The organism is Mesorhizobium sp. CA5, assembly GCF_020165105.1.
GTDB lineage: Bacteria > Pseudomonadota > Alphaproteobacteria > Rhizobiales > Rhizobiaceae > Mesorhizobium.
The window spans coordinates 55,513-77,794 of sequence record NZ_JAIUHJ010000026.1 but is presented as its reverse complement, the minus strand read 5'-3'; the positions used below and the strand labels follow the sequence as shown (position 1 = coordinate 77,794).

Annotated in this window: 20 protein-coding genes; 3 read left to right on the top strand and 17 right to left on the bottom strand. The window is 63.4% G+C overall.

All coding sequences use genetic code 11. The features are described from left to right. Positions 1-105: 105 nt before the first annotated feature. From LB529_RS29155 to LB529_RS25930, 3 genes are all read right to left on the bottom strand, one after another. Complete coding sequence (locus LB529_RS29155; RefSeq protein WP_095765778.1) at positions 106-1,635, bottom strand: amino acid ABC transporter permease/ATP-binding protein; 1,530 nt, start codon at positions 1,633-1,635, stop codon at positions 106-108. Between the two features lie 78 nt (positions 1,636-1,713). Further along, entirely contained in the window at positions 1,714-2,550 is an 837-nt protein-coding gene (locus LB529_RS25935; protein ID WP_224712715.1) for an ABC transporter substrate-binding protein, read from the bottom strand. A 157-nt stretch (positions 2,551-2,707) separates the two neighbouring features. After that, positions 2,708-3,571, bottom strand: coding sequence for a PfkB family carbohydrate kinase (locus tag LB529_RS25930; protein WP_224712714.1), 864 nt, complete (start codon positions 3,569-3,571; stop codon positions 2,708-2,710). 101 nt (positions 3,572-3,672) lie between these two features. Here LB529_RS25930 and LB529_RS25925 point away from each other — a divergent pair, with 101 nt between their 5' ends. Together LB529_RS25925 and LB529_RS25920 are read left to right on the top strand one after the other, a co-directional pair. Continuing rightward, entirely contained in the window at positions 3,673-4,674 is a 1,002-nt protein-coding gene (locus tag LB529_RS25925) for an SIS domain-containing protein (protein WP_224712713.1), read from the top strand. Between the two features lie 63 nt (positions 4,675-4,737). After that, positions 4,738-5,865, top strand: a complete 1,128-nt coding sequence (locus tag LB529_RS25920) for an NAD(P)/FAD-dependent oxidoreductase (protein WP_224712712.1) — start codon at positions 4,738-4,740, stop codon at positions 5,863-5,865. Between the two features lie 515 nt (positions 5,866-6,380). Here the strand turns inward: LB529_RS25920 and LB529_RS25915 are convergent. The 14 genes from LB529_RS25915 to LB529_RS25850 form a co-directional block, all read right to left on the bottom strand. Continuing rightward, positions 6,381-7,148 (bottom strand): SDR family NAD(P)-dependent oxidoreductase, encoded by a 768-nt coding sequence (locus LB529_RS25915; protein ID WP_140844173.1) that lies wholly within the window; start codon positions 7,146-7,148, stop codon positions 6,381-6,383. Continuing rightward, positions 7,145-8,110, bottom strand: coding sequence for a carbohydrate kinase family protein (locus LB529_RS25910; protein ID WP_224712711.1), 966 nt, complete (start codon positions 8,108-8,110; stop codon positions 7,145-7,147). The genes LB529_RS25915 and LB529_RS25910 overlap by 4 nt, the downstream gene beginning before the upstream one ends. 21 nt (positions 8,111-8,131) lie before the next feature. Further along, positions 8,132-9,118, bottom strand: a complete 987-nt coding sequence (locus tag LB529_RS25905; RefSeq protein WP_224712710.1) for an ABC transporter permease — start codon at positions 9,116-9,118, stop codon at positions 8,132-8,134. Next, on the bottom strand, positions 9,115-10,146 hold the full coding sequence (locus LB529_RS25900) for an ABC transporter permease (protein ID WP_095765786.1): 1,032 nt from the start codon (positions 10,144-10,146) through the stop codon (positions 9,115-9,117). The genes LB529_RS25905 and LB529_RS25900 overlap by 4 nt, the downstream gene beginning before the upstream one ends. Further along, on the bottom strand, positions 10,143-11,636 hold the full coding sequence (locus tag LB529_RS25895) for a sugar ABC transporter ATP-binding protein (protein WP_224712709.1): 1,494 nt from the start codon (positions 11,634-11,636) through the stop codon (positions 10,143-10,145). The genes LB529_RS25900 and LB529_RS25895 overlap by 4 nt, the downstream gene beginning before the upstream one ends. 101 nt (positions 11,637-11,737) lie before the next feature. Continuing rightward, on the bottom strand, positions 11,738-12,739 hold the full coding sequence (locus LB529_RS25890) for a sugar ABC transporter substrate-binding protein (RefSeq protein ID WP_224523630.1): 1,002 nt from the start codon (positions 12,737-12,739) through the stop codon (positions 11,738-11,740). A 70-nt stretch (positions 12,740-12,809) separates the two neighbouring features. Then, complete coding sequence (locus LB529_RS25885; RefSeq protein WP_095765789.1) at positions 12,810-13,469, bottom strand: L-fuculose-phosphate aldolase; 660 nt, start codon at positions 13,467-13,469, stop codon at positions 12,810-12,812. Positions 13,470-13,496: 27 nt separating this feature from the next. Then, complete coding sequence (locus tag LB529_RS25880) at positions 13,497-14,273, bottom strand: SDR family NAD(P)-dependent oxidoreductase (protein ID WP_140844165.1); 777 nt, start codon at positions 14,271-14,273, stop codon at positions 13,497-13,499. Between the two features lie 201 nt (positions 14,274-14,474). Next, entirely contained in the window at positions 14,475-15,329 is an 855-nt protein-coding gene (locus LB529_RS25875) for a GntR family transcriptional regulator (RefSeq protein WP_095765791.1), read from the bottom strand. Between the two features lie 52 nt (positions 15,330-15,381). Beyond that, positions 15,382-16,620, bottom strand: a complete 1,239-nt coding sequence (locus tag LB529_RS25870; RefSeq protein WP_224712708.1) for an MFS transporter — start codon at positions 16,618-16,620, stop codon at positions 15,382-15,384. After that, positions 16,617-17,069, bottom strand: coding sequence for a MaoC family dehydratase (locus LB529_RS25865; RefSeq protein ID WP_224640009.1), 453 nt, complete (start codon positions 17,067-17,069; stop codon positions 16,617-16,619). Before LB529_RS25865 ends, LB529_RS25870 begins: the two co-directional genes overlap by 4 nt. Next, on the bottom strand, positions 17,066-17,506 hold the full coding sequence (locus tag LB529_RS25860; protein WP_224712707.1) for a Zn-ribbon domain-containing OB-fold protein: 441 nt from the start codon (positions 17,504-17,506) through the stop codon (positions 17,066-17,068). Before LB529_RS25860 ends, LB529_RS25865 begins: the two co-directional genes overlap by 4 nt. Next, the gene (locus LB529_RS25855) at positions 17,506-18,657 is read right to left on the bottom strand and encodes a thiolase family protein (RefSeq protein WP_224712706.1); all 1,152 of its coding nucleotides are present in this window, start codon (positions 18,655-18,657) and stop codon (positions 17,506-17,508) included. The genes LB529_RS25860 and LB529_RS25855 overlap by 1 nt, the downstream gene beginning before the upstream one ends. Then, positions 18,654-20,600 carry an acetoacetate--CoA ligase gene (locus LB529_RS25850; RefSeq protein ID WP_224712705.1) on the bottom strand — a complete coding sequence of 649 codons (1,947 nt, stop codon included), beginning with the start codon at positions 20,598-20,600 and terminating at the stop codon, positions 18,654-18,656. Before LB529_RS25850 ends, LB529_RS25855 begins: the two co-directional genes overlap by 4 nt. Before the next feature lie 134 nt (positions 20,601-20,734). Between LB529_RS25850 and LB529_RS25845 the strand changes: the two genes are divergently transcribed. Continuing rightward, positions 20,735-21,910 (top strand): acetyl-CoA C-acetyltransferase, encoded by a 1,176-nt coding sequence (locus LB529_RS25845; protein ID WP_224712704.1) that lies wholly within the window; start codon positions 20,735-20,737, stop codon positions 21,908-21,910. Positions 21,911-22,282 lie beyond the last annotated feature (372 nt).

The following is a 22,282-nucleotide window of genomic DNA, read 5'->3' as shown; positions in this document are numbered from 1 at the left end:
GCCTTGCCGCCCGTGGGTGCATCGTGAAGAGACGAGCTAGCGGCAGCAGACCCTGTCCCGCAAGGCCGAAAACCGCATCACCGGAAGTTGCGCACACCATTGCAGTCATAGCACCTCGGACAGAAAGCGCCGAAGGCGTGGGCTCTGCGGATTGTCGAAAATATCCTGCGGCCGCCCTGCTTCGACGATCCGGCCCTCGTCCATGAACACAACCTGGTTCGCGACCTTGCGAGCGAAATTCATCTCGTGCGTAACGACGACCATGGTCATGCCTCGTTGTCCCAAGTCGGCCATCAAATTCAAGACGCCTTTCACAAGTTCTGGATCCAGAGCGCTGGTAACCTCGTCGAAGAGCATGACTTCAGGTTCGAGCGCCAGTGCCCTCGCGATTGCCACCCGCTGCTGTTGTCCACCCGAAAGATTGGCCGGCCGGTGGTCCTTGCGCTCCAGCAACCCGACCTCCTGCAATCTTGCTTTGGCCACGCTGTCGGCCTTTTCACGTGACATGCCTTTGACCTTGCGCAGTGCCAAAGTAATGTTGGCGAGCGCGCTGCGGTCGGGAAACAGGTTGAACTGCTGGAAAACCATGCCAACGCGGCGGCGAAGCTGGTCGGGGGTAGACTGGTGAATGCTTTCGCCATCGAGCAGAATGTCCCCCGCGCGACACTCGACGAGCCGGTTGAGGCATCGAAGCAACGTTGATTTGCCCGACCCGGATGGTCCGATGAGGCAGGTGACAGTCCCTGGCTCTACTTTCAGACTGACGTCATGCAGGACCTGAAGGTTGCCATAGGCCATATCGACGTTTTTGATTTCAATGCTGCCGCCCTTGAAGGGCGTGGACGTTGCAACGGATGGCTTTGCAACGTCCAGCGCGCCCGCGTCGGCAAGCTCGGCGACTTCCTTAAGCCCGCTTTGCACAGCCACGATACGCTTTCCGATGCGCATGCGCGCATCGATATAGTTGACAAGGTGAGTCAAAGGTACGGTGATCACCAGGTAGAACATGCCGGCCAGCAAAAGCGGCGAGAGGTTGCCGGTCAGAACGGCCTGATCCTGCCCAACCCGGAACAGTTCGCGCTCCGAAGCGAGAAGACCGAGAAAGTAGACAAGACTGGAATCTTTGACGTTGCCGATGAACTGGTTGACCAGCGCCGGCAGCACGCGGCGGATACCTTGGGGAATGACGACCAGCCTCATGCCTTGGCCATATGTCATGCCGAGCGTGCGCGTGGCGTCGAGTTGTCCGCGCTCGACGCTCTGAATGCCGGCGCGGAAGATTTCTCCTATGTAGGCACCAGCAATCAGGCTCAGCGCTAGAATGCCCAGCGGATAAGGCGACGGACCGAACAGCTCTCGGCCCAGCCGGGCAAAGCCTTGGCCAATGATCAGAATGGTGACGATGGCGGGAAGCCCGCGGAAAATATCGGTGTAGACGCGCGCCAGGAGTTTGAGGACAGGGTTGTCGGATATCCCCATGATGGCCAGCACGATTCCTATCAGCGTGCCGAAGAATGTCGAGGCAAGGGCCAGGATCAGGGTGTTCTTGAGGCCGACCATGACCATGTTCGGCAGAACTTCCGCCATGGCCTGGAAATCGAGGAAGCTGCGCGAGAAGGTATCGAACCAGCTCATATCAGGCCCTTCTGTAGTTCGACCGGGCTCCGCTGCTCACGGGACCCGGCCGGAATGCGACAATAAATAGGCGCCAATTTACTTCTTGGGCAAATATTGATCCGGCATCGGAGTGCCCGGAAACCATTTCTCGTGCAGCCGCTTCCAGGTGCCGTCGTCCATGGCCTCGTGCAGTGCTTTGTTCAGGGCCTCCCGAAACGCGTCATTGCCTTTCTTGACCACGAATCCGGCCGGCGCATCGAAGGATGGCACGTTCATCGTTATCTTCAGGTTTTTATAGCGCTCGACATACTGCTTGGCCGATTCATAGTCGGTGAAGTGGCCATCGATCGTTCCGTTGTTCAGTGCAGCTACCGCGGTGTTGTTGTCGGGAAATTTGACGATGTCACCCTTCAGGTTCTTCTCGGCATAGATCTCCTGCAGGGTTCCCTGGATCACGCCGATGCGCTTTTCGGCGGTGCTCTCATTGCTGGTCAGTGCCGGATCGGCCGAGATGATCGACAGGTAGCCAGCGAGATAGCCGTCACTGAAATCCACGGTCTTTTTGCGCTCCGCGGTCGTGCCGATGGCGGCAACGGCCACATCGAAACGGCCGCTGGCAACGGAGGGCAGGAGCGCCGAGAATTCCTGGCCGGTAAAAACGACCTGCTCGTCCTTGAAACCGAGCCGGTGGGCCACGTCACGGAACAATTCCGCGTCGAACCCAGTGAAATTGCCATTGGCGTCGGTGAAGACATAAGGTTTTGCATCGCCCATGGTCCCAACACTGATTACCGAAGGATCAATGAGGTTGTAGGGATTGCCGGTCGCCTTTGACTGCGTTGACGCGACCAAAGTTCCAAACCCGGTTACCAGCGCAACGGTCGCGGCCAGACCACATTTGATCAGCCGACGTCTGCTCGAATTCGTTTGCATGTCTTCTCCTCTCATTGATAGCCGTAGTCGGCTTGCAACCCCACTTGAGCTCTCATCCATGGACCGACGCTCTCAGACGGTGCCTAATTCATGATGAGAACGTTCTCACGTTAGCACCGCAAATTCTTTGGGTCAATTCTCCCGGAGAATCCGGCAACTATACCGTTTCGTCTTGTAGGCGCCGTGCTCGGAGGAGGATTTCGGACGTGATCGCGCCTAAATCGATCACCGCCGCATGACCGACCGCCCCAAAATACTGGCACGTAGCGGCCGCTGCCTCCGCGGCTTGGCCGAGGATGTCCTCAGGCGCCTCCCGGCGAAGCAAGCCGAATAGCGTTCTGGCAATGAATGTGTCGCCCGCGCCCAATGTATCGATCGGTTCGACCAGCCGAGCCGGCGTGCGGTAGGAGAAGGAATGGCTGCGAAGCAGCGCACCGGCCCGTCCGCGAGTGACCAAAACCCATTTGGAACCGCACGCAAGCAATTCGGATGCGATTGCGTCCGATTGCTCGTCATCGAGACCGTCACCCGACACTGAGGCCAGATAGCAGTGGCGTCCGATCGCATAGCGATGCTCCGGGTCTCGCCGTGTCGAAAAATCGTAAGACACCAGAGACTTAGTGGAAATCTTCGGCACCCATGCATCGAGCCCGCTAGACTGACCGATGTGGGCGGCCTGAAAGCCCGAGAGAAAATCGAGATCTTGCCGGTTAGGCGTGAACATCGACACACCGAGATCGAAGGTCAGGAAAATCCGATCGGCGTCGCGGTGACCTACGACGCAGTATGCGGTGGGCCCGTCGAGGCGGCGGAGCTGGCTGATGTCCACACGCTCCGATGACAGCGCGGCCTGGATCAGGTCCCCGGCGCGGTCTCTGCCGATCGCTCCGACATATGCCGACTGCCCCCCGAAGCGCCTGACATAGACCGACACATTGAGGCAGTTGCCGCCAGGATACATCTCGCCCCGGGCAAGATAGCAATCGACAACGTTATCACCCATCGCGGCAATCTTGACCATGGCGAAACTTTCGGTTTATGGATATGAGAACGTTCACACAAATGGCTGCTGTTTGTCAATTGTGCACCAGCCTCAAGCTTTCCAACGAGACGAGGATACCGATGATTTCCGCACTGCCCGCCGATGTAGAACGCGCTCTGGCCGCTACAGCGGGCAAGCGGTTTTCGTATCTATTTCTCGTAGCGTGCGGCGGCTCGCTCTCCATCATGATGGCAGGAAAATACTTCGTCGACCGTCACAGCGGCACGATGGCCTGCGACATCTACAATGCGGATGAGTTCGTCTGCCGTGATCCGCGGCGCTTGGGGCCCGATACGCTCGTTGTCCTTTGTTCGCAAACCGGAACCACCAAGGAGACGGTGCGCGCCGCCGATCACGCGCGCGATCGAGGCGCCACGACGATTGGCATGACACTTGACCAAACATCGCCGCTTGCTCGGGCGGTCGATCACTCGATCGCCTACCAGGCTTCCTATACGACGGGCAAAACAATCGATTCCGCCTACAGCAACTACGGAGTGCTTTACATGGTGCTCGCGGGCCTGATCGATGACCGAGAGAATGCTGGATTGACCGCCGACCTGCTGATCAGCCTCCGCCATCTCCAGCCGGCGATCGATCGCGCGCACCAAACCTATGCCGACCGCTTTCAGACCTTTGCACCCCGCTTTGCGCCGCGTGATGCAATCTACACTCTCGCCAGCGGCGCCAGCTATGGCGCGGCTTATTCATACGCCATCTGCGTTTTGATGGAGATGCAGTGGTATGACTCGCAGGCCATACATGCCAACGAGTTCTTCCATGGTCCCTTCGAGGTGGTGGACGAGGATGCCGGCTTCATCGTGATGCTGGGCCTGGACGAGACACGGCGCCTCACTGAGCGCGCGCGCGACTTCCTTTTCAGATACGGCAGCCGTGAGAACATTCTGCTCCTTGACGCAGCGGAGCTCGACCTCACGGGCATGGCAGATCGGATCAAGCCCTATCTCGTGCCCCTGGTCTTCTTCGACACTCTATGGAGGTTTGCCTACAAGCTGGCCGATCTGCGCGACCGGCCGATGCTTGAAGGCCGGCGCTACATGAAGAAGCTGAAGGACTACTAGGTCCGCCGTTCTTCGCCCATCTCGGCATTCCCCATTTCCTCTTCCGCGTAGAAGGAACTCTCCATGACTACATCCCCAAAGCCGCGCAAGGTGATCGTCGTCGGCGCAGGCATCTTTGGTGTCTCCTGCGCCGTGCATCTTGCTCGTCTTGGCCTCGACATGACGATCGTGAACGATGGTGCGCCGGCCAAAGGGGCTTCAGGCCGTTCACTCTCCTGGCTGAACTCGGCGCGGCGCGCCGACACTGCCTATCACCGATTAAGGATGGCCGGCATCGATCGCTATCGCACGCTGGCCGCCACAAAGCCGGAAACGGCATCGTGGCTCCGCTTCGACGGCGGCCTGACTTGGGATGCGGATGAGGATGAAAACCAGATCGTCTCGATCTGCCAGTTGGAGCAGAACATCGGCTATGACGCCCTGTTGCTCAGCCCGGCGGAAGTGGCCGCCGTGACGCCCGGCGTCAATGCCGGCGCGATCAGTCCACAGGGCGCCATCTTCAATCCAGGCGAAGGATGGGTCGACCTGCCCTCTCTGATCGATCTTTTGCTAAACGAATTTCGCGCTCGTGGCGGCAAGCTTGTTCAGGATGCCGGACGTGTGCGGATAGAAACTGCAGGCGGCCGCGCACGTGGCGTGGCCACTTCCGCCGGTGCGCCGATCGAGGCGGATTCGGTGCTGCTTGCCGTTGGACCGGCGACGCCTGCCATGCTCGCCGAGATCGACGTTCATGTCCCCGACGCAACGCCGATTTCATTGCTCCTGAAAACCAAACCGATCAACACGGACCTCCGTGCCGTGCTGAACACGCCGCGGGTGGCGGTGCGGCCAACGCCCGATGGTGCGCTTGTTTTGGATTCGGCATGGTCGGAGGAAGAGGTCGTCGCCAATTCGGATGGCACCTACACCGTGCACGACAAGACCATCCGGGGGCTACTCGATGAAGCCAGTGCAGTGCTCGACGGCAATCCTCGGCTCCAGCTCGCCGCCTGCGCCGTCGGCCCGAAGCCTATCCCCGGCGACGGCGAGCCGGTGCTTGGAGAGATCGAGACCGTCCCAGGTCTCCACGTTGCCTTCAGCCACAGTGGCGCCACGCTTGGACTGATTGTCGGAGAGTTGCTTGCCCGTGAGATTGTCTCAGGCAACCCGCACCCAATGCTCGCGGCCTTCCGCGCCAGCCGTTTCAGTTGAGAGGCAACGTTAATTGTCTAAATGGGCTATGGTAGCTCAACGTTAGACTCCATCTGAATCAGAAGCACGCCGATTTCACCGAATGCGACGCCCCTTCGAAATGCCAAAAGACACTTCGAGCTTCTTCAAACGAGAGGGTTCGAATCCATGAATCGACTCTCAAAAATTCAGCGAGAACAGTAGATGTAGGCATAGTGTGGTAGGCTCGGAGGGCGTGAGAACAAACAGGAAAATCAATACGTTAGCGGCTGGCCCGCCAACCCTTTTCCCTCGTACTCTCTCGTATGGTCTGACGAACCCAATGACCAAGATGGAGAGTGACTTGAAGCTGTTCCATGCGCAATTCAACCCTACGTTAAGACGATCCCTCCCCTCTTTGAACGCCCTCGACACTTCCTCAAGCTTTTCGCTGAACCAGCCGTTCTGAGCCGAATCCGACTCAAGCATTCCATGGGTAAACGGCGGCTCTGCGCCAAGAAGTGGGCTTGGCGATCGCGCGGCCACCGAGCGAGTGGTCAGTGGTAGTAGATGCCGCCGTCGACGTTGAGCGCCTGGCCGGTGACGAAGGCCGAGAGATCCGAGGCGAAGAACAGCACCGGTCCGACGATGTCTTCCGGCGCGCCGAGGCGCTTCAGCGCCGCGACCTCCTCCCAATGGCGGATCGCCGCTTCGCTGCCCAGATTGTTCTTGCCCATCTCGGTCAGGATGATGCCGGGGCAGATGGCGTTGACGGTGACGCCGTCCATGCCGACCTCCTGCGCCAGCACGCGGGTGAGCGTGATCACCACCGCCTTGGTCGCGGCGTAGTGGCCCTGCGTCGGCACGCCCTGCCGGCCGGCGATCGAGGCGATGTTGATCACCCTGCCCGACTTCCTGGCGCGCATATGCGGCAGCACCGCCTGGCACATCATCAGCACGCCCTTGGCATTGACGTCGAAATGCGCATTCCAATTGGCCTCGTCGAGATCCTGCAGTAGACTTGGCTTCAGGATACCGGCATTGTTGACCAGAACGTCGATGCTGCCCGCAGCCTTGAGCAGGGCCTGCGCGGCCGCCTCGATGTCCTTCTTCTTGCTGACGTCCATCGTGTAGACATACGCTTTGCGGCCGGCCGCCTCGATCTCGCCCTTGGTCAAGTCGAGCTCCGCCGCCTGCGACGGCAGATCGGTGATGGCGACATCGAAGCCCGCTTCGGCGAGCCCCTTGGCGAGCGCCCTGCCGATGCCGCGGCTGGCGCCGGTGACGAGAGCCGTCTTGCCCTTGGCCTCAGGAAGAATGGTCATGCTGCTTCCACCTTTGATGTCTTGACTGGGAGCGAATTCATCGCCGCGATCGTGTCGTCGAACGAAACGAGTTTGCCGTCGGAGCCCAGCCCCATCGCCACCTTGGCGGCGACAGCGCTGGCAAAGCGCGCGGACTGCTTCAGGTCCCAGCCTTTGACGATGCCGACGATGATGCCGGCCGTGAAGGAATCACCGCAACCCGTGGTGTCGAATACCTCGACCTCGAAGGCCGGCAGATGGAAATCCTCGCCATGTTCGGGCGAGACATAGACGCCGCCGGGACCGAGCGTCAGGATGCAATTCTTCACGCCCCTTGCCTTGAAGAAAGCGGCGACGCGGGCCGGGTCGCGGTCATGCGCCATCTCACCAGCCTCGTCGATGCTCGGCACGAAATAGTCGATGTAAGGAAGGCACGGCTCGACCAGCTTCCAGGTCTCCGGCGTCGCCTGGATCAGATCGAAAGTAGTGACGCGGCCGAGTTCCTTGGCGCGCTTCAAAAGCCTGACGGTCGGCTCGCCGTCGAAGCGCTTGAGCAGGCCGGTGCCGCCGACATGGACGACGGCGGCGTCGAGCGCCGCGTCGAGATCGGCCTCAACAACGTCGAACAAGGTGGCGGTACCCGGCACATGCAATGCGGGCCGCTCGCCGTTCGGCCGCACCGGCAGGATGGTGGACGAGGTCTGGACGCTGCCGTCGCGGCGGACAAGGCTCGTCTCCAGACCATATTTCTTCAGCTTGGCGAGGAACCAGTCGCCCATATCGTCGGTGCCAAGCGTGGTGACGGCCCGCGTCTTCAGACCGAGGATAGCGCAGTCCATGCCGGTCGCGCCCGCCGTGCCGGCGACGGTCATGCGGATCTCCTCGATATAGTCGGCCCGGCCGCCTTCGGGGATGCGCGAGACCGGCCGCCCGAGAATGTCGAGGACATAGAAGCCGATCGAGCTGACGTCGAATTGTGGCATGGTTGACTTAACCTTTCGAGTTCAATGAGCGGCGCGGCGCAGGCCGAAGCTCGCGGCCAGCACCAGGAAGACGAGCACGCCGATGCCGACCTGCTGCCAGTAGAAATTCCAGCCGACGAGCAGCAGCCCGTTCTTGACGATGGCGAGCAGCAGCACGCCGAGCAGCGTGCCGATGACCGAGGGCTTGCGCTCGCGGCTCAGCGTCGTACCGATGAAGGTGGCGCCGATCGCATCGAGCAGGAACGCGTTGCCGGAGAGCGGCACGTACGACTTCACCGTCGACGACAGAAGGATGCCGGTGACACCGGCGAGCAGCGCGCACAGCACATGCACCATCGACAATTCGCGCGGCACGCGGATGCCGGAATACCAGGCCACGCCCGGCTGCGCGCCCATCGCCTGCACGTAACGGCCGAAGACTGAGCGATGCAGCAGGACATGGACCGCGATGACGAGGACGATCAGAACGAGGACCGGGGTCGGTATCCCGAACAAAGCGGTGCGGGCGATGGCGTTGAACTGGTCTGCTGCATAACCACTTGTGAGATAGATCGGCTGGCCGCCGCTGGTGGCGAGCTGCTGCGTGCTCTGGCCGATGAAGAGCACGCCGAGCGTCGCCAGGAACGGCCTGATGTTGAGCCTGGTGATGAGGATCGCATTCAGCACGCCGACGATCAGCGCGGCGCCGAGCCCGCCCGCTACGCCGACCACGCCGCTGTAACCGGCGGCCAGAAGCATGACGAAGATCATGCTTGCCATGTCGACCGAGACGCCGACCGACAGATCGATGCCACCCGACGAGATGACGATGGTGAGACCCAGCGCGACGATCGCCAGCATGACGACGTTGTTGACCAGCACGTTGAAGAGGTTGGCCGGCGTCAGGAAGGTCGGGCTCGCCACGGCGAATAATATGACGATAACCGCGAAGGCGATGAGCACGCTGTATTTGGCGAGGAAGCCGCGCACACTCACCTTGGCTGAATTGTCGTTGGCTGAGACGCTCATCGCGAACCCTCCGAACCGCGGGCAAAGGATGTGATGGCCACCACCAGCAGGATCAGCGCGCCCTGCACGCCGTTGACCCAGTAGCTGGAGACGTTGAGCAGCTGGAAACCATTCGCGAGCAGGCCGATGAACAGCACACTGAGCAGCGTGCCGCCCATGGTCGGCACGAAGCGGCGCGAAAAGACGGTGCCAAGCAAGGCCGCCGCCAGCACCGACAGAAGCAGCTCACCGGAACCGGGCGTGCTGGCCGACAGGCGCGAGACGGTGAGGATCGCCGCCACCGCCGCGCAGAGGCCGCTTAGAACATAGGTGAAGGAGACATAGAAGGGCACGCTGATGCCGGCCGCGCGCGCCGCCTCGGGATGGCCGCCGACAGCGTAGAGCCTGAGACCGAAAGAAGTACCGTGAACGAGCACGATCATGATCGCGGAGAAGACGATCAGCGCCCAGGCAAGCGCGGAGACGCCGAGGAAGCTGCCCGAAACCAGCACGCCGAGCAGCGGGGAGGATGCGCCGACCACCGTGTTCTGGGTGAGCGTGAGTTCCATGCCGGCTGCGACGTTGAGCACGGCAAGCGTTGCGAGCAACGGCAGGATGCCGAGGCCGACCACGGCAAGGGCGTTCAACGCGCCGACCGCCATGCCGACGGCGATGGCCGCGAGCACGGAAAGGAAATCGCCATAGCCCATCGACAAGAGCGTCGCGTAGACGGCGGCGCAGAGCCCCATATTGGCGGCGATCGACAGATCTATGCCGCCTTCAGTGACATCGGAACCGCCGCCGATGATGACGGCCGTCATGCCATAGGCGAGCACACCCAGAATCGCCGACTGCTCGACGACGTTGATCAGGTTGAAGGTCGAGGTGAAGCCCGGCGCGAAGATGACGAAATAGGCCATGATCGCGGCGAAGGCGGCGATCGCGCCGAGCCGCACGACGAGCGCGCCAAAGCGCCGGCCGGCGCTCTTTGCGGCGGTCTGCTTCTCGTCGGAAACGCCGACTTCGGTGTGGAGAACAGTCGCGCTCATGCGGCCACCCCATCGGTGTTCGAGCGCGCGCCGGACGAAGCCGCCAGCAGCGCGTCGCTGTTCATCGCGGGACCGGAGAAGCTGCCGGCGAGCCGGCCGCGATAGACGACCAGGACACGGTCGCAGACGCCGACCAGCTCGAGCAGGTCGGAGGACAAAAGCAGGATCGCCGCGCCCTCGCCCGCCAGCCGGTTCAGCAGGTTGTAGATCTCGACCTTGGCGCCGACATCGACGGCGACCGTCGGCTCATCCAGCACATAGACGCGCGACTGGCAGCTCAGCCATTTGGCGATCGCCACCTTCTGCTGGTTGCCGCCGGAGAGCTCGCGCACCAGCGCGTCGCGATGCGGTGTCTTGATCGACAGTTCCTTGATCAGGCCGTCCACCGCCTGGTTCTCAGCGCCACGGCTGACCATGCCGCTGCGCGAATAGCGGCGCAGGCTGGCCAAGGAGATGTTCTCGCGCACGGACAGACCAAGCGCCACGCCATGCGCACGGCGATCTTCCGGCAGCATGGCGATGCCATCGCGCACGGCCTTGACCGGCGTGGACAGCGACAGCTCCCTGCCCTCGACCTTGACTTGGCCGCCATCGGCAGTCTTGAGGCCGAACAGGCACTGGACGATCTCCTTGGCGCCGGAGCCGAGCAGCCCGGTGAGGCCGACGATCTCGCCGGCGCGCACATTGAAGCCGATGTTCTCGAAACTGCCGCCTAGGCGGAGGTTGGAAACCTCCAGCACCGGCGCGCCTAAAGTGACCGAGCGCTTCGGGAACATCTCGCCGACATCACGGGCAATCATCATCGCGATGATCTCGTCGATCGGCGTCTGGCGCGGATCGACTGTGCCGACATCGGTGCCGTTGCGCATCACGGTGACGCGGTCGCAGAGTTTTTCGATCTCCTGCATGTAGTGGGAAATGAAGACCACGGCGATGCCGTCGTCGCGCAGCCGGCGCAGCACGTCGAACAGGCTGTCGACCTCGCGCTTTACGAGCGCCGCCGTCGGCTCGTCCAGCACCAGCACCGACGCCTTCTGCGCCAGCGCCCGGGTGATCTGCACCACCTTCTGCTGCGCCGTGGTGAGGTCCTTGACGAGGGTTCCGGCCGGCAGTTCCATGCCGAAGAAGCGCTTCAACAGATCAGCGGCGCGGCGCTCCATGGCACGGCGGCTGACGAATGGACCGAGGCCGATTTCGTGGCCGAGGAAGACGGCTTCGCCGACGGTCGCGGTCGGCACCAGAAGCCTGTCCTGATGGATGAAGTGCACGCCGAGCTTTTCGACCGACGCTGGTGTCAGCGAGGTAATGACCTCGCCATTGATGACGATCGTGCCGCTGTCCGGCTTGATGATGCCGGCCAGCACCTTGATAATGGTCGACTTGCCGGCGCCGTTCTGGCCGACAAGGCCGAGGATCGAGCCGCGCGCGATCTCGAGGTTCGCGTTTTCCAGCGCGCGCACCGGACCGAACCGTTTCGATATGCCCGTCATCGATACAGCAATTTCTCTTGTTGCTGTCTGCATGGCCGTCAATCCTGGTTGGCTGTGACGGGCGGCCGCATAGGCGCGGCTGCCCGTCGTTCCGTTCCGTCCTATTGAACGCCAGCCTTCTCGGCGGCGTCGAGGAACGGCTTTCCTTTTTCGGCGGCGTTTTCCTTGTTGATCAGCACCGAAGGCACGAAAGTGAACGGCGGCACCTTTTGGCCGGCCAGATATTTGGCGGCGTTGTCGACCGAGGTCTTGCCGATCTCATAGGGCTGCTGAGCCGCGACCGCGCCGGCCGACGACTTCGGGTCCATCACCATCTTGATGACTTCCGGGCTGCCGTCGATTCCGTAGGTCTTGACCTCGTTGCGGCCGGCGGCTTCGACCGCCTGCGTGGCGCCGATCTGCGGCACGTCCCAGCACGCCCAAACCGCGCCGATCGACCCCTTCTCGGGCGACTTGGTCAGCATGTCGGTGACATTGGAATAGGCGCTCTGCACCGTGTTCGGGATGACGTCGCGCAGTTCCGGCTCGATGATCTTCACATCCGGGAACGAGGTCAGCACGTATTTCAGCTGGTCGTAGCGGATCTTGCAGACTGGCACGCTGTAGAAGCCGTTGAAGACCAGCACATTGCCCTTGCCGCCCATGTCGGCGACCATCTGCAGCGCGATCTCGGCGCCGATATTGTAGTTGTTCGACGTGGTGTTGTTGATGGCGTGCGGCGTCGCGGTGTCGACCGTGAACAGCGGAATGCCGGCGTCGCGGATCTTCTGCAGCCAGGGGTTCAGCACTTCGAGGTTGCCGAGCTGCTCGACGATGGCGTCGGGCTTCTGGGCGATCAGCGTCTGCAGCTGCGCGATCTGCTGCTGGTCCTTGCGGCCGGCATCGAGCGCGATGACTTCACCGCCGAGTTCCTTGACGCGGTCCTGGATGCCGCGGAACGCCATCAGGTCCCAATAGTGGTCCGTGCCGATGGCGGAGACACCGATGCGCTTGCCCTTGAGCGACAGCTCCTCGGCACTCGCGCCGGAGACGGCGGCAACGCTGCAAGCCGCCGCTAATCCAAAAGCGAGCGCCTTGACGAGGCCTTTCATGGATCTGGTCATTTTCATTCCTCCCTTGTTGATCGCTCCGGGCCTTCCCGGAGGATATGCGAAACTGTGAAATTGCTGCCCCTCAAGCAGCGGCGTCATTGTCGCGCAGGCCGTAGCTCGCCATGCGCTTGATGACGTTTTCGATCTCCTCGTCGGACAGGATCGGCGGCTCGCCGATCTGCAGGGCGCCGTGATACTGGCGCGCCAGCGTCTCGACCTCGACCGCCAGCCACATCGCCTGGGCGAGGCTCGATCCGACGGCGATCATGCCGTGCTGGGCAAGCAGGCAGGCCTTGCGGTCGCGCAGCGCCTCCACCGCATGCGCCGAAAGCTCCGCCGTGCCGAAGGTGGCGTAGGGCGCGCAGCGTATGTCGCTGCCGCCGGCAACCGCGACCATGTAATGGATCGCCGGTATCTTCCGGCCCATGATGGCGATGGTCGTGCAGTAGGTCGGATGCGCGTGAACGACGGCGTTGACCTCGGGCCTGGCCTTCATGATGTCGAGATGGAAGCGCCATTCGCTAGACGGTGGCAGGCGTCCGTCGACCTCGCCGTCCCAGCCCATGAAGACGATGTCTTCCGGCTGCAGCGTGTCATAGGGCGTGCTGGTCGGCGAGATCAGCATGCCCTCGCCATGGCGCCGGCTGATGTTGCCTGACGTGCCCTGGTTGATCCCCAGCGCGTTCATCTCGATGCAGGCATCGATGATGGCCCGGCGCGCCTCAAGGTCCGAAAGGGTCATGCGGTATTCCAATCCTTGCGAGGCCAATTACCAGGCCGTGTAGCCGCCATCGATCGACAGGATCGCGCCCGTGACGTAGCTCGACGCGGGCGACGCCAGGAACAGGATCGCCGAGGCGATCTCCTGCGGCGTGCCCAAGCGCCCCATCGGCGTCATGTCGATCCAGGTGTTGAAGAGTTCGGGACGCTCGCGCATCTTCAGCGTCATCTCGGTGCCGACATAGCCCGGCGCCAGCGCGTTGACGCGCACGCCTGACTTTGCCCATTCGACCGCTAGCGCCTTGGTCATCATATGCACGGCGCCCTTGCTCACCATGTAGGACGGCGCCGTCTGCGGACGGTTGATGATCAGGCCCGACATCGAGCCCAGATTGACGATCGAGCCCTTCTTGCGAGCGACCATCGAGCGGCCGAACGCGCGCGAGGCCCAGTAGACGCCGTTGACGTTGACATCCATCACCAGGCGCCATTCCTCGTCCGGCGTGTCGAGCGCGGCGTTGAGTCGCGCGATGCCGGCGCTGTTGACCAGGACATCGACCTTGCCGAAGTCCGCGACGATCTGAGCGGCCATCGCCTCCACGGCTTGCGGATCCGTGACGTCGAGCACGCGGCCATCGACGCTCGCGACGCCAGCCGCCTTGAGCGCCTCGGCAGCAGCTTTCAGCCCGTCCGCATTCATGTCGAGAAGCACGATACGCGCGCCGCAAGTCCCCAGCGCCCTGGCGGCCTCGAGACCGATCCCGCTGGCGCCGCCGGTGACGACGGCGACCTCGCTCGTCAGGTCGAATTGCGACCGGTAATCCATGCACGTCCTCCATCAGGACGAACTTGAGCGCGGGCAAAACACTGCCCTCGCCGCCGAAGCAGCGCCGCAAGCCAGCCGATCCTGATAATGCCTCCGGGGTCAGGCTCCTCCCGACCCCGTGACAGGGACGTTACAGAAGCTTTTTCCACCCGTCAATCTGGTTATAACCAGAAAACAGATTCTTTTTTGGTGACTGGCAAGTCAGGTGCGATCGACGCCGTTCACCGTCGCTGACGGCTGCTCGACCGCCATATGGATGCGGGCGACGGAGGAATTATAAAAGGCCTCGTAATATTCGAGCGCGGCACCGTCCGCGTCATAGGCGATTGACTCGATCTCGATCAGCGGCGTGTTGGCGGCGACGCCCATTTCGTCGGCCTCTTCCTTGGTGGGGAGCGCGGCGCGCAGCCAGCGGTCGGCGCGCTTCACCGTCAGGCCGAACACGGCGCGGATAGTGCCGAAGATGGACTGGTTTTCCGACAGGATGTTCTCCAGACCCGGCACCCGGTGCCCCGGCAGACTGATGCGCGTCATGGTGATCGGCGTGCCGTCAGTCATATAGACGCGGCTGATGCGGACCACGCTGCCATTGGCGGGAATGCCGAAGACCTTCGACTCCTTGTCGCTCGGCGGGCAGCGGTAGATCTCCAGCGTGCGGGTCGAGACCTTGTGGCCCTTGGCGGTCAAATCGTCGAAGACACCGAGATTGGCGGTCATGAAGTCGACATGCTCGCGGGGTGCCGCGACGAACATGCCCTTGCGCGGCATCTTGATGATGCGGCCTTCGTTGGACAGCGAGCCGATCGCGGCGCGCACCACAGGGCGCGAGACGCCGAAGAAATCGCAAAGCGCCTGTTCCGAGGGAATGCGTGAATTGGCGGCAAGCAGGCCGGTGTTGATCGCTTCCTCGACCTGGTTGCGCAACTGCACCCAGAGCGGTGCGGCCTCGTCGCGGTTGAGCTGCACTTTCGAGCCGATCGAGCGGAAGGCCTCGGCCGCCTCGGCGTCTTCCTGATCGTAACGAGGACGCCCGCGCGTTCTGGTAGCTTGTTCCATCCGATCCTGCCGCAATTCATTTGCCGCGACTCAGATAAGCGGCAGCGCCTCGCTAGCGGAGGCCGCCGGCCATTTTCACGCTCTCCGGCAAGTTTCGCAACCATAGCATGGCGGCCGCCCCCAGAAGCGGTCCGGGAACCAGGAGCAGGAAGGCCCAGCGCCAACCCCCGATGAATTCGGCGAAGCGCGGCGTCAGCCAGATGGCGAGCACCGTCAGCGCGAAGCCCGCGCCCATTTGCACCGACAGAGCGGTTCCGACGAAGCGGCGGTCGGCGAGCTCGGTGACGGCGGTGGAGAACTGCGCCGAATCCCCGATGACCGAGACGCCCCAGACGAGGGCCACCAGCATGAACAGCCAGAGCGGGCCGGTGAACAGAAAGCCCATCAGCAGCGCGCAGCTTCCCGAGACGATCATCATGCCGGCGGTGGTGGCGGTGCGGCCGACGCGGTCCGACAGATAGCCTCCGAGCAAACACCCCAGAATGCCGGACGCGACGACGAGGAAGGTCGAGAGCGAGGCAGCGGCCGCCGTTCCGATCGCCTGTGCTTCGAAGGCGGCGCGCGTGTAGGCGAGCAGCCACGCCCACATGGCGTACAGCTCCCACATATGGCCGAGATAGCCGAGATTGACTAACAGCAGCGGCTTTTCGCGAAAGACCTGGCCGATGCGCGAGGGCTCGAAGATAGCCTTGCCGAAGGGATAGGGTCCTTCCTTCGCGAACAGCAGGAAGAGCAGCGCGCCCGCCGCAGTGGCCAAGCTTGCCCCGGCAACCACCGGACGCCAGTCGAGCGCGGTCGAGACAGCGCGGAAAAGATGCGGCAGCGCCGAGCCGACAGTCAGCGCGCCGATGACGGCGCCGAGCGCCAGTCCCCTGTCGCGCGCGAACCAGGTGGCGACCAGCTTCAGCGCCGGCGGATAGACGCCTGCGAGCGCAACACCGGTGGCGACGCGCGCGGCGATCATGCCGCCAGGCCCGGGATGGAAGAGCAGCGTCGCGTTGGCCAAAGCGGCGACGAGCGCCGCCGCCGCCATCAGGTGACTCAGCCGTACGAGGTCGGGAAGATTGACCAGACTCGCCGCCAGCGCGCCTAGAACGAAGCCAACCTGGACGCCATTGGTCAGCCAGGCCTCGGCGCCCGCGCCCAACGCCAGCTCCTGCCTCAGTTCGGGAAGTATCGCGGTGGCCGAGAACCAGGTGGTCAGCGACAGGACGACTGCGAGGCAAAGCAGCGACAGCACGCGCCAGCGCTCGCTGTCGGTCGCCGTGCCAACCCCGCCGGCCGTGCTCATGCGCCTTGCAGCGGTACGGTGAAGACCGTGGCTGTGCCGGTGAGGCAAAGCTCGCCCTGGCCGTTGCGCACGCTGGTCTCGATCTTGCAGATAGGCTTATCGGGCCGCACTTCCTTGACCTCCACGCGTCCGGTGATCTCCTCGTCAACGCCGACCGCCTTGACGAACTTCCAGGCCACTTCGAGGAACACGGTTCCGGGGCCAGGCAGATCCTCCGCGACCAGCGCGTTTAGGATGCCGGAGGTGACGCCGCCCTGGACAATCAGCTTGCCGAACACCGACTTCTCGGCCAGCATTCGGTCGTAATGCAGCGGGTTACGATCGCCGGTGATGTCGGTGAAGGCCTCGATGTCGCTCATCCTTGTGCGGCGCGTGCGCTCGGCGAAGGCCCCGACCTGCGGGCGACCCTTCACGACACCCACCCAACCGTCTTTCGTCTCGGTGCTCATTGCGGCTTCTCCTCTGCTCCGGGTTCGACTGGTTTGAAGGCCGGCAGGACACGGCCGCCGATGGCGGTCGGAGCAATAAGCAGCATGTCCCCGACCTGTAGCGGCCGTGTGCCGGGCAAGATGAAGCTCAGTATCGTCGGGCCTTCGGCCAGCTCGACCAGGCCGACCACGTAGGGTGCTGCCGGCAGCCAGCCGGGATGGCCGGGCTTGTGCACCTCCGAAAAGGATTTGAGCCGCCCCCTGCCCGATGCGTCTTTCCAGACCAGACGCTTGCTCCAGCAATGCGGGCAGATCGGGCGCGGATAGAAGACGGCCTTGCCGCAATCCTCGCAGTGCTGGATTTTCAGCCGGCCCTCGGCGGCGGCATCCCAGAATGGCTTGGTCAGCGCGGTGATCGTCGGGCCAGGGGTTTTCAGCGTGTCGAGATCGACGGACATCAGGCGGCTCCCAGCACGAGCGCTGTCGCTTCGCTCATCGTCGCGCCATTGCCGGTGACCAGCGCGAGCCGGGCCTTGCCGATCTGGCGTTCGCCCGCCTCGCCGCGCAATTGGCGCACCGCCTCGACGACATGGGTCATACCGCCGGCAAGGTCCGACTGGCCGAAGCCGAGCTGGCCGCCATGCGTATTGAGCGGCTTGTCGCCCTTGTGGGAAAGGTCGTGGTCGTGGAGCCAGGCGCCGAACTCGCCCGGCGCGCAAAGGCCGGCATCCTCGATCGTGGCCGCGACCATGATCGTGTAGCAATCGTAGAGCGACAGAAGGTCCATCTCATCGGCCCGCGTGCCGGACTGTTGGAAGGCCCGCGCCATGGCGCTCTTCAACGGACCGGAGGTAAGACTCGGCGCCTGGCTGACCGCGCGGTGCGTGACTTTCTCGCCGGCGCCGAGCAGATGGACAGGCGGCTTTCGCAACGACCGCGCGCGTTCGACCGAGGTGACGACGACCGCTTCGCCGCCGGCGACCGGCATGACGATTTCGAGGAGGTGCAGCGGCGAAGCGATTATCGGCGAGGCCAGCACCGCCTCCACATCGGCCGGCTTGCCGAAGAAGATGGCGTCGGGATTGAGCTGCGCATTGGCGCGCGCGGCCGCGGCGATCAGGGCGAAGTCCCGCGCGGTCGAGCCGTATGCGGCCATATGCGCCTGCATCAGCAGCGCATAGGAGATGTTGGCGCCCGAGGCGCCGAAAGGCACGTCGAACTCGCGGATCGGATTGCGGTTGGGAGAACGAGGCGGCGTCTCCTCGCGGTTGTTGGCGAGCACGCACAGCACCGTCTCGCACATGCCTGCCTCGATCGCGGCGGCCGCGCGCCAGACCATGCCGGCGCCGGATGCGCCGCCGAGGTCCACGACATTGGCCATGGTCGGCGCGAGACCCAGATATTCGGCAATCGTCGCCGGCACATGCTGCGGCGTCTCGCCGACCTGGGGACCGACCAGCAGCCCGTCAATTGCCGCCGGATCGAGCCCGGCGTCGAGCACCGCCAGGCGCGAGACCTCGGCGATCATCTCCAGCGTCGTCACGCCGCTGGTCAGGCGCTGCGGCTTCAACTCGCCGATGCCGACGATCGCTCCCTTCGGCCGGCTCATGCCGCCTTGCTCCGGTCGAGCGTGCGGTATTCCTCTAGGCATGCCGGATTGGCGAGCGAAGCCATGTTCTTGACCGGCTTGCCCTCGAGCGTGGTGCGGGCGGCGCCCTCGACGCGTTTTCCGTTCAGCGTATAGGGCACGGCCTGTACCGCATGGATCCGATGCGGCACATGGCGCGGCGAGGCCCCTTCGCGAATCGCGCCGCGGATTTGCGCGGCAAGCTCTGGGGTCAACGCATAGCCATCATTGAGCTTGACGCAGAGCACGATCTCCTCGTCGCCTTCGGCCGGCGCGCCAAAGACCAGGCAATCCTCGATCTCGGCAAAGTTTTCGCAGGCGGCATAGATTTCCGCCGTGCCGATGCGCACGCCGCCGGGCTTCAGCGTCGTGTCCGAGCGGCCGTGGATGACGCCGGAGCCGTAAGCGGTCATCTCAGCCACGTCGCCATGCGTCCAGATCTCGTGGCGCATGGCGAAATAGGTGGCGTGATAACGCTCGTCGCCGTCCTTGCCCCAGAAGGCCAGCGGCATCGACGGGAAGGGCTCGGTGCAGACGAGATCGCCCTGGCGGCCGATCACCGGCGCGTTGCGCTCGTCCATGACGGCCACGGCGAGGCCAAGGCCTTTCACCGTCAGCTCGCCGCGCCGCACAGGATGGATCGGCGATCCCAGCAGGAAGCAGCCGATGATCTCGGTGCCGCCGGAAATGGAGGCAAAGATCATGTCGCGCTTCACATGCTCGTAGACCCAGTCGAACTGCGCTGGAGAAACCGGCGCGCCGGCCGACAGCAGCGAGCGCAGCGGCGAAAGGTCGTGCAGACGCCCCGGCGCGTAATTTTCGGCGGCAAGCGTGGCCAGATATTTCGGGCTGGTGCCGAAATGCGTGACGCGGGCACGCTCGGCCATTGTCCATAGCGGACTGGGGTCGAGGCCATCGGCCGATTTCAGGATCGGCGCGCCGTCATAGAGCACCACGCTCGCGCCGCAGGCGAGGCCCGAGATCAGCCAGTGATACATCATCCAGGCGGTGTTGGTGTACCAGCTCATGACGTCGCCGGGGCGAACATCGCCGTGGAGCAGATGCTCCTTCAGGTGCTGGAGCAGCACGCCGCCGGCGCGGTGGACGATCGCCTTCGGCGCGCCTGTCGTGCCGGACGTGTAGAGCACATAGGCCGGATGGTCGAACGGCACGCGCTCGAAGGTGAGCGGGCCGTCGCCGCCGAAATCGTCGAACGAAACGCAATCCGCTGCGCAATCCAGCTTCGCGCTCGGTTCGCCGGTCAGCACCAGCGCCGTCACCGTCGGCATCGCCGCGAGGATCTCGGCCAGCCTGCCGGAGATGTCGTGATCCTTGCCCGCGTAGCGGTAGCGCGGCGCGGCGAACAGCACCTTGACGCCGATCTGGCCGAGGCGATCGACGATCGCGGCGGCGCCGAAATCCGGCGAGCAGGACGACCAGACGGCGCCGACGGAGAGCGTCGCCAGAAGCGCGACGAGGCCCTCGACGCGATTGGCCAGGATGCCGCCGACGCAATCACCCTTGCCGATACCGGCCGCGCGCAGGCCGTCGGCCGTTCGAGCTACAAGCCGGCGCAATTCAGCGAGCGTGATCGCCTGGAAATGGCCGCCCTCGTCGGCCTCGATCACCGCGACCCTCTCGCCGTCGCCACGCAACAGGTTTTCCGCAAGATTAAGCTTTGCTTCCGGCAGGAAGCGGCTCCCGGTCATCGGCGCATTGTCGTCGCGCAGGAAGGAGATCGCGCCTGGATCGCCGACGACCTCGGCGAAATCCCACACCGCCCGCCAGAAGGCCCCGGGATCGCCGATCGACCAGCGATGCAGCGTATCGTAGTCGCGCGGGTCGAAGCCGTTGGCGGTCGAAAAGCGCGCAAGGTTGGATGATTGGAACGCGGCCGGCGCCGGCGTCCAAAGCACGGATGACATGGATTTCCTCCCGCAACGCAGGCCGGGCTCGATGCCGCGACCTTGCCTGCCGATACATTTCATGATTATTGGTTATAACCAGAATGTCAAGCTGCGATCCGCCTCTATGGATCGCCCGGGGCGGAGGATCAGAAATGGATGCGGTCTATATTGTTGCCGCGAAGCGGACGCCCATCGGCAAGCTGAACGGCGCGTTCGCCGGCTTGTCCGCGGCAGAGCTAGGCGGGCAGCTTATCGAGACGATGCTGGCGGAAACGCGACTTGCGCCCGATGCCGTCAGCGAGGTGATCATGGGCCAGGTGCTGACCGGCGGCGCCGGGCAAAACCCGGCGCGGCAGGCCGCGCTCAAGGCCGGGCTGCCGGTTAGCGTGCCCGCCATGACCGTCAACAAAGTGTGCGGCGCCGGCCAGAAGTCGATCCATCTCGCCGCCCAGGCCATTCGCTGCGGCGACGCCGATTGCGTGATCGCCGGCGGACAGGACTCGATGACCTCGGCACCGCACTTCATTTCCGATATGCGCGGCGGCATCCGCATGAGCGACCGTACCCTCAAGGATTCGATGATCACCGACGGGCTGTGGGATGCCTTCCATCAGGTGCATATGGGCGTAACGGCCGAGGCGCTGGCGCAGCGTTACCAGATCACCCGCGAGGAACAGGACAGGTTCGCGCTGCGCTCACAGGAGAAGGCGGACGCCGCCATCCAGACTGGCCGGTTCGACGAAGAGATCGTCCCGATCTCGATAAGGACAAGGCAGGGCGATCTCGTCATCGACCGTGACGAACATCCCAATCCCTCCACCACCATGGAAGTCCTCGGCCGGCTGAGGCCGGTCTTCGATGCGGCTGGCACGATCACGGCCGGCAACTCATCCGGACTTAATGACGGCGCCGCAGCAGTGCTGGTGATGTCGGAGGCGCGGATGAAGAAACTCGGCCTGACGCCCCTCGCCCGCATCGCCTCCTACGCTTCAGCCGGGGTCGAGCCTATGGACATGGGCCTCGGACCGGTGGCGGCCTCGCGCCGCGCGCTCGACAAGACCGGATGGCACGCGTCCGATCTCGACGTGATGGAGGTCAACGAAGCGTTCGCCGCGCAAGCCATCGCGGTCAACCGCGAGATGGGCTGGAACGAGGACATCATCAACATGAGCGGCGGCGCCATCGCGCTTGGCCATCCGCTGGCCGGCTCCGGCTGCCGCATCGTGGTGACGCTGCTCCACGAAATGATCCGCCGCGACGCGCGGAAGGGCCTCGCCTCGCTCTGCATCGGCGGCGGCCAGGGCGTGGCGATCTGCCTGGAGCGGTGAGCCTGAAACTCTGAGCAGTTAGTTGCCTGAGGGAATTGGGCAATGGGGCTTGGCCAGCATCTGGCGAACGACAGCTTTGGGTCAACGAAAGAGCTCAAGACTACGGCCGACATTAGGCGCGAAGCAGACGTTCAAGACTTTGTCAGCAGGAGGTCACTTCGGTCAACTTGCGCCATGCGCTTGACAAAGTCGGACTGCCTTAATGGCGACCGGCAGCAGTCCAGCTGCGTCGAGTTGGGACCTGCGAGTAATATTCGGGAACCAAACCAATCCACAGAAATATTTTGTTGGTATTTTTTGTTGGTTAGCACTGCTTTTGCGCGAGTCTTAACCATTTGAAACGACAGCCAGATTTCTCTGACTTGGATTCCG

What these genes read in the sequence shown, in the direction of transcription:
- LB529_RS25885 (WP_095765789.1), bottom strand. Translation starts at nt 13,469, where the DNA reads ATGACCCTTTCGGACCTTGAGGCGCGCCGGGCCATCATCGATGCCTGC.
- LB529_RS25895 (WP_224712709.1), bottom strand. Translation starts at nt 11,636, where the DNA reads ATGACGGGCATATCGAAACGGTTCGGTCCGGTGCGCGCGCTGGAAAAC.
- LB529_RS25865 (WP_224640009.1), bottom strand. Translation starts at nt 17,069, where the DNA reads ATGAGCACCGAGACGAAAGACGGTTGGGTGGGTGTCGTGAAGGGTCGC.
- LB529_RS25875 (WP_095765791.1), bottom strand. Translation starts at nt 15,329, where the DNA reads ATGGAACAAGCTACCAGAACGCGCGGGCGTCCTCGTTACGATCAGGAA.
- LB529_RS25850 (WP_224712705.1), bottom strand. Translation starts at nt 20,600, where the DNA reads ATGTCATCCGTGCTTTGGACGCCGGCGCCGGCCGCGTTCCAATCATCC.
- LB529_RS25880 (WP_140844165.1), bottom strand. Translation starts at nt 14,273, where the DNA reads ATGGATTACCGGTCGCAATTCGACCTGACGAGCGAGGTCGCCGTCGTC.
- LB529_RS25910 (WP_224712711.1), bottom strand. Translation starts at nt 8,110, where the DNA reads ATGCCACAATTCGACGTCAGCTCGATCGGCTTCTATGTCCTCGACATT.
- LB529_RS25925 (WP_224712713.1), top strand. Translation starts at nt 3,673, where the DNA reads ATGATTTCCGCACTGCCCGCCGATGTAGAACGCGCTCTGGCCGCTACA.
- LB529_RS25855 (WP_224712706.1), bottom strand. Translation starts at nt 18,657, where the DNA reads ATGAGCCGGCCGAAGGGAGCGATCGTCGGCATCGGCGAGTTGAAGCCG.
- LB529_RS25870 (WP_224712708.1), bottom strand. Translation starts at nt 16,620, where the DNA reads ATGAGCACGGCCGGCGGGGTTGGCACGGCGACCGACAGCGAGCGCTGG.
- LB529_RS29155 (WP_095765778.1), bottom strand. Translation starts at nt 1,635, where the DNA reads ATGAGCTGGTTCGATACCTTCTCGCGCAGCTTCCTCGATTTCCAGGCC.
- LB529_RS25890 (WP_224523630.1), bottom strand. Translation starts at nt 12,739, where the DNA reads ATGACCAGATCCATGAAAGGCCTCGTCAAGGCGCTCGCTTTTGGATTA.
- LB529_RS25860 (WP_224712707.1), bottom strand. Translation starts at nt 17,506, where the DNA reads ATGTCCGTCGATCTCGACACGCTGAAAACCCCTGGCCCGACGATCACC.
- LB529_RS25900 (WP_095765786.1), bottom strand. Translation starts at nt 10,146, where the DNA reads ATGAGCGCGACTGTTCTCCACACCGAAGTCGGCGTTTCCGACGAGAAG.
- LB529_RS25905 (WP_224712710.1), bottom strand. Translation starts at nt 9,118, where the DNA reads ATGAGCGTCTCAGCCAACGACAATTCAGCCAAGGTGAGTGTGCGCGGC.
- LB529_RS25915 (WP_140844173.1), bottom strand. Translation starts at nt 7,148, where the DNA reads ATGACCATTCTTCCTGAGGCCAAGGGCAAGACGGCTCTCGTCACCGGC.
- LB529_RS25935 (WP_224712715.1), bottom strand. Translation starts at nt 2,550, where the DNA reads ATGCAAACGAATTCGAGCAGACGTCGGCTGATCAAATGTGGTCTGGCC.
- LB529_RS25930 (WP_224712714.1), bottom strand. Translation starts at nt 3,571, where the DNA reads ATGGTCAAGATTGCCGCGATGGGTGATAACGTTGTCGATTGCTATCTT.
- LB529_RS25845 (WP_224712704.1), top strand. Translation starts at nt 20,735, where the DNA reads ATGGATGCGGTCTATATTGTTGCCGCGAAGCGGACGCCCATCGGCAAG.
- LB529_RS25920 (WP_224712712.1), top strand. Translation starts at nt 4,738, where the DNA reads ATGACTACATCCCCAAAGCCGCGCAAGGTGATCGTCGTCGGCGCAGGC.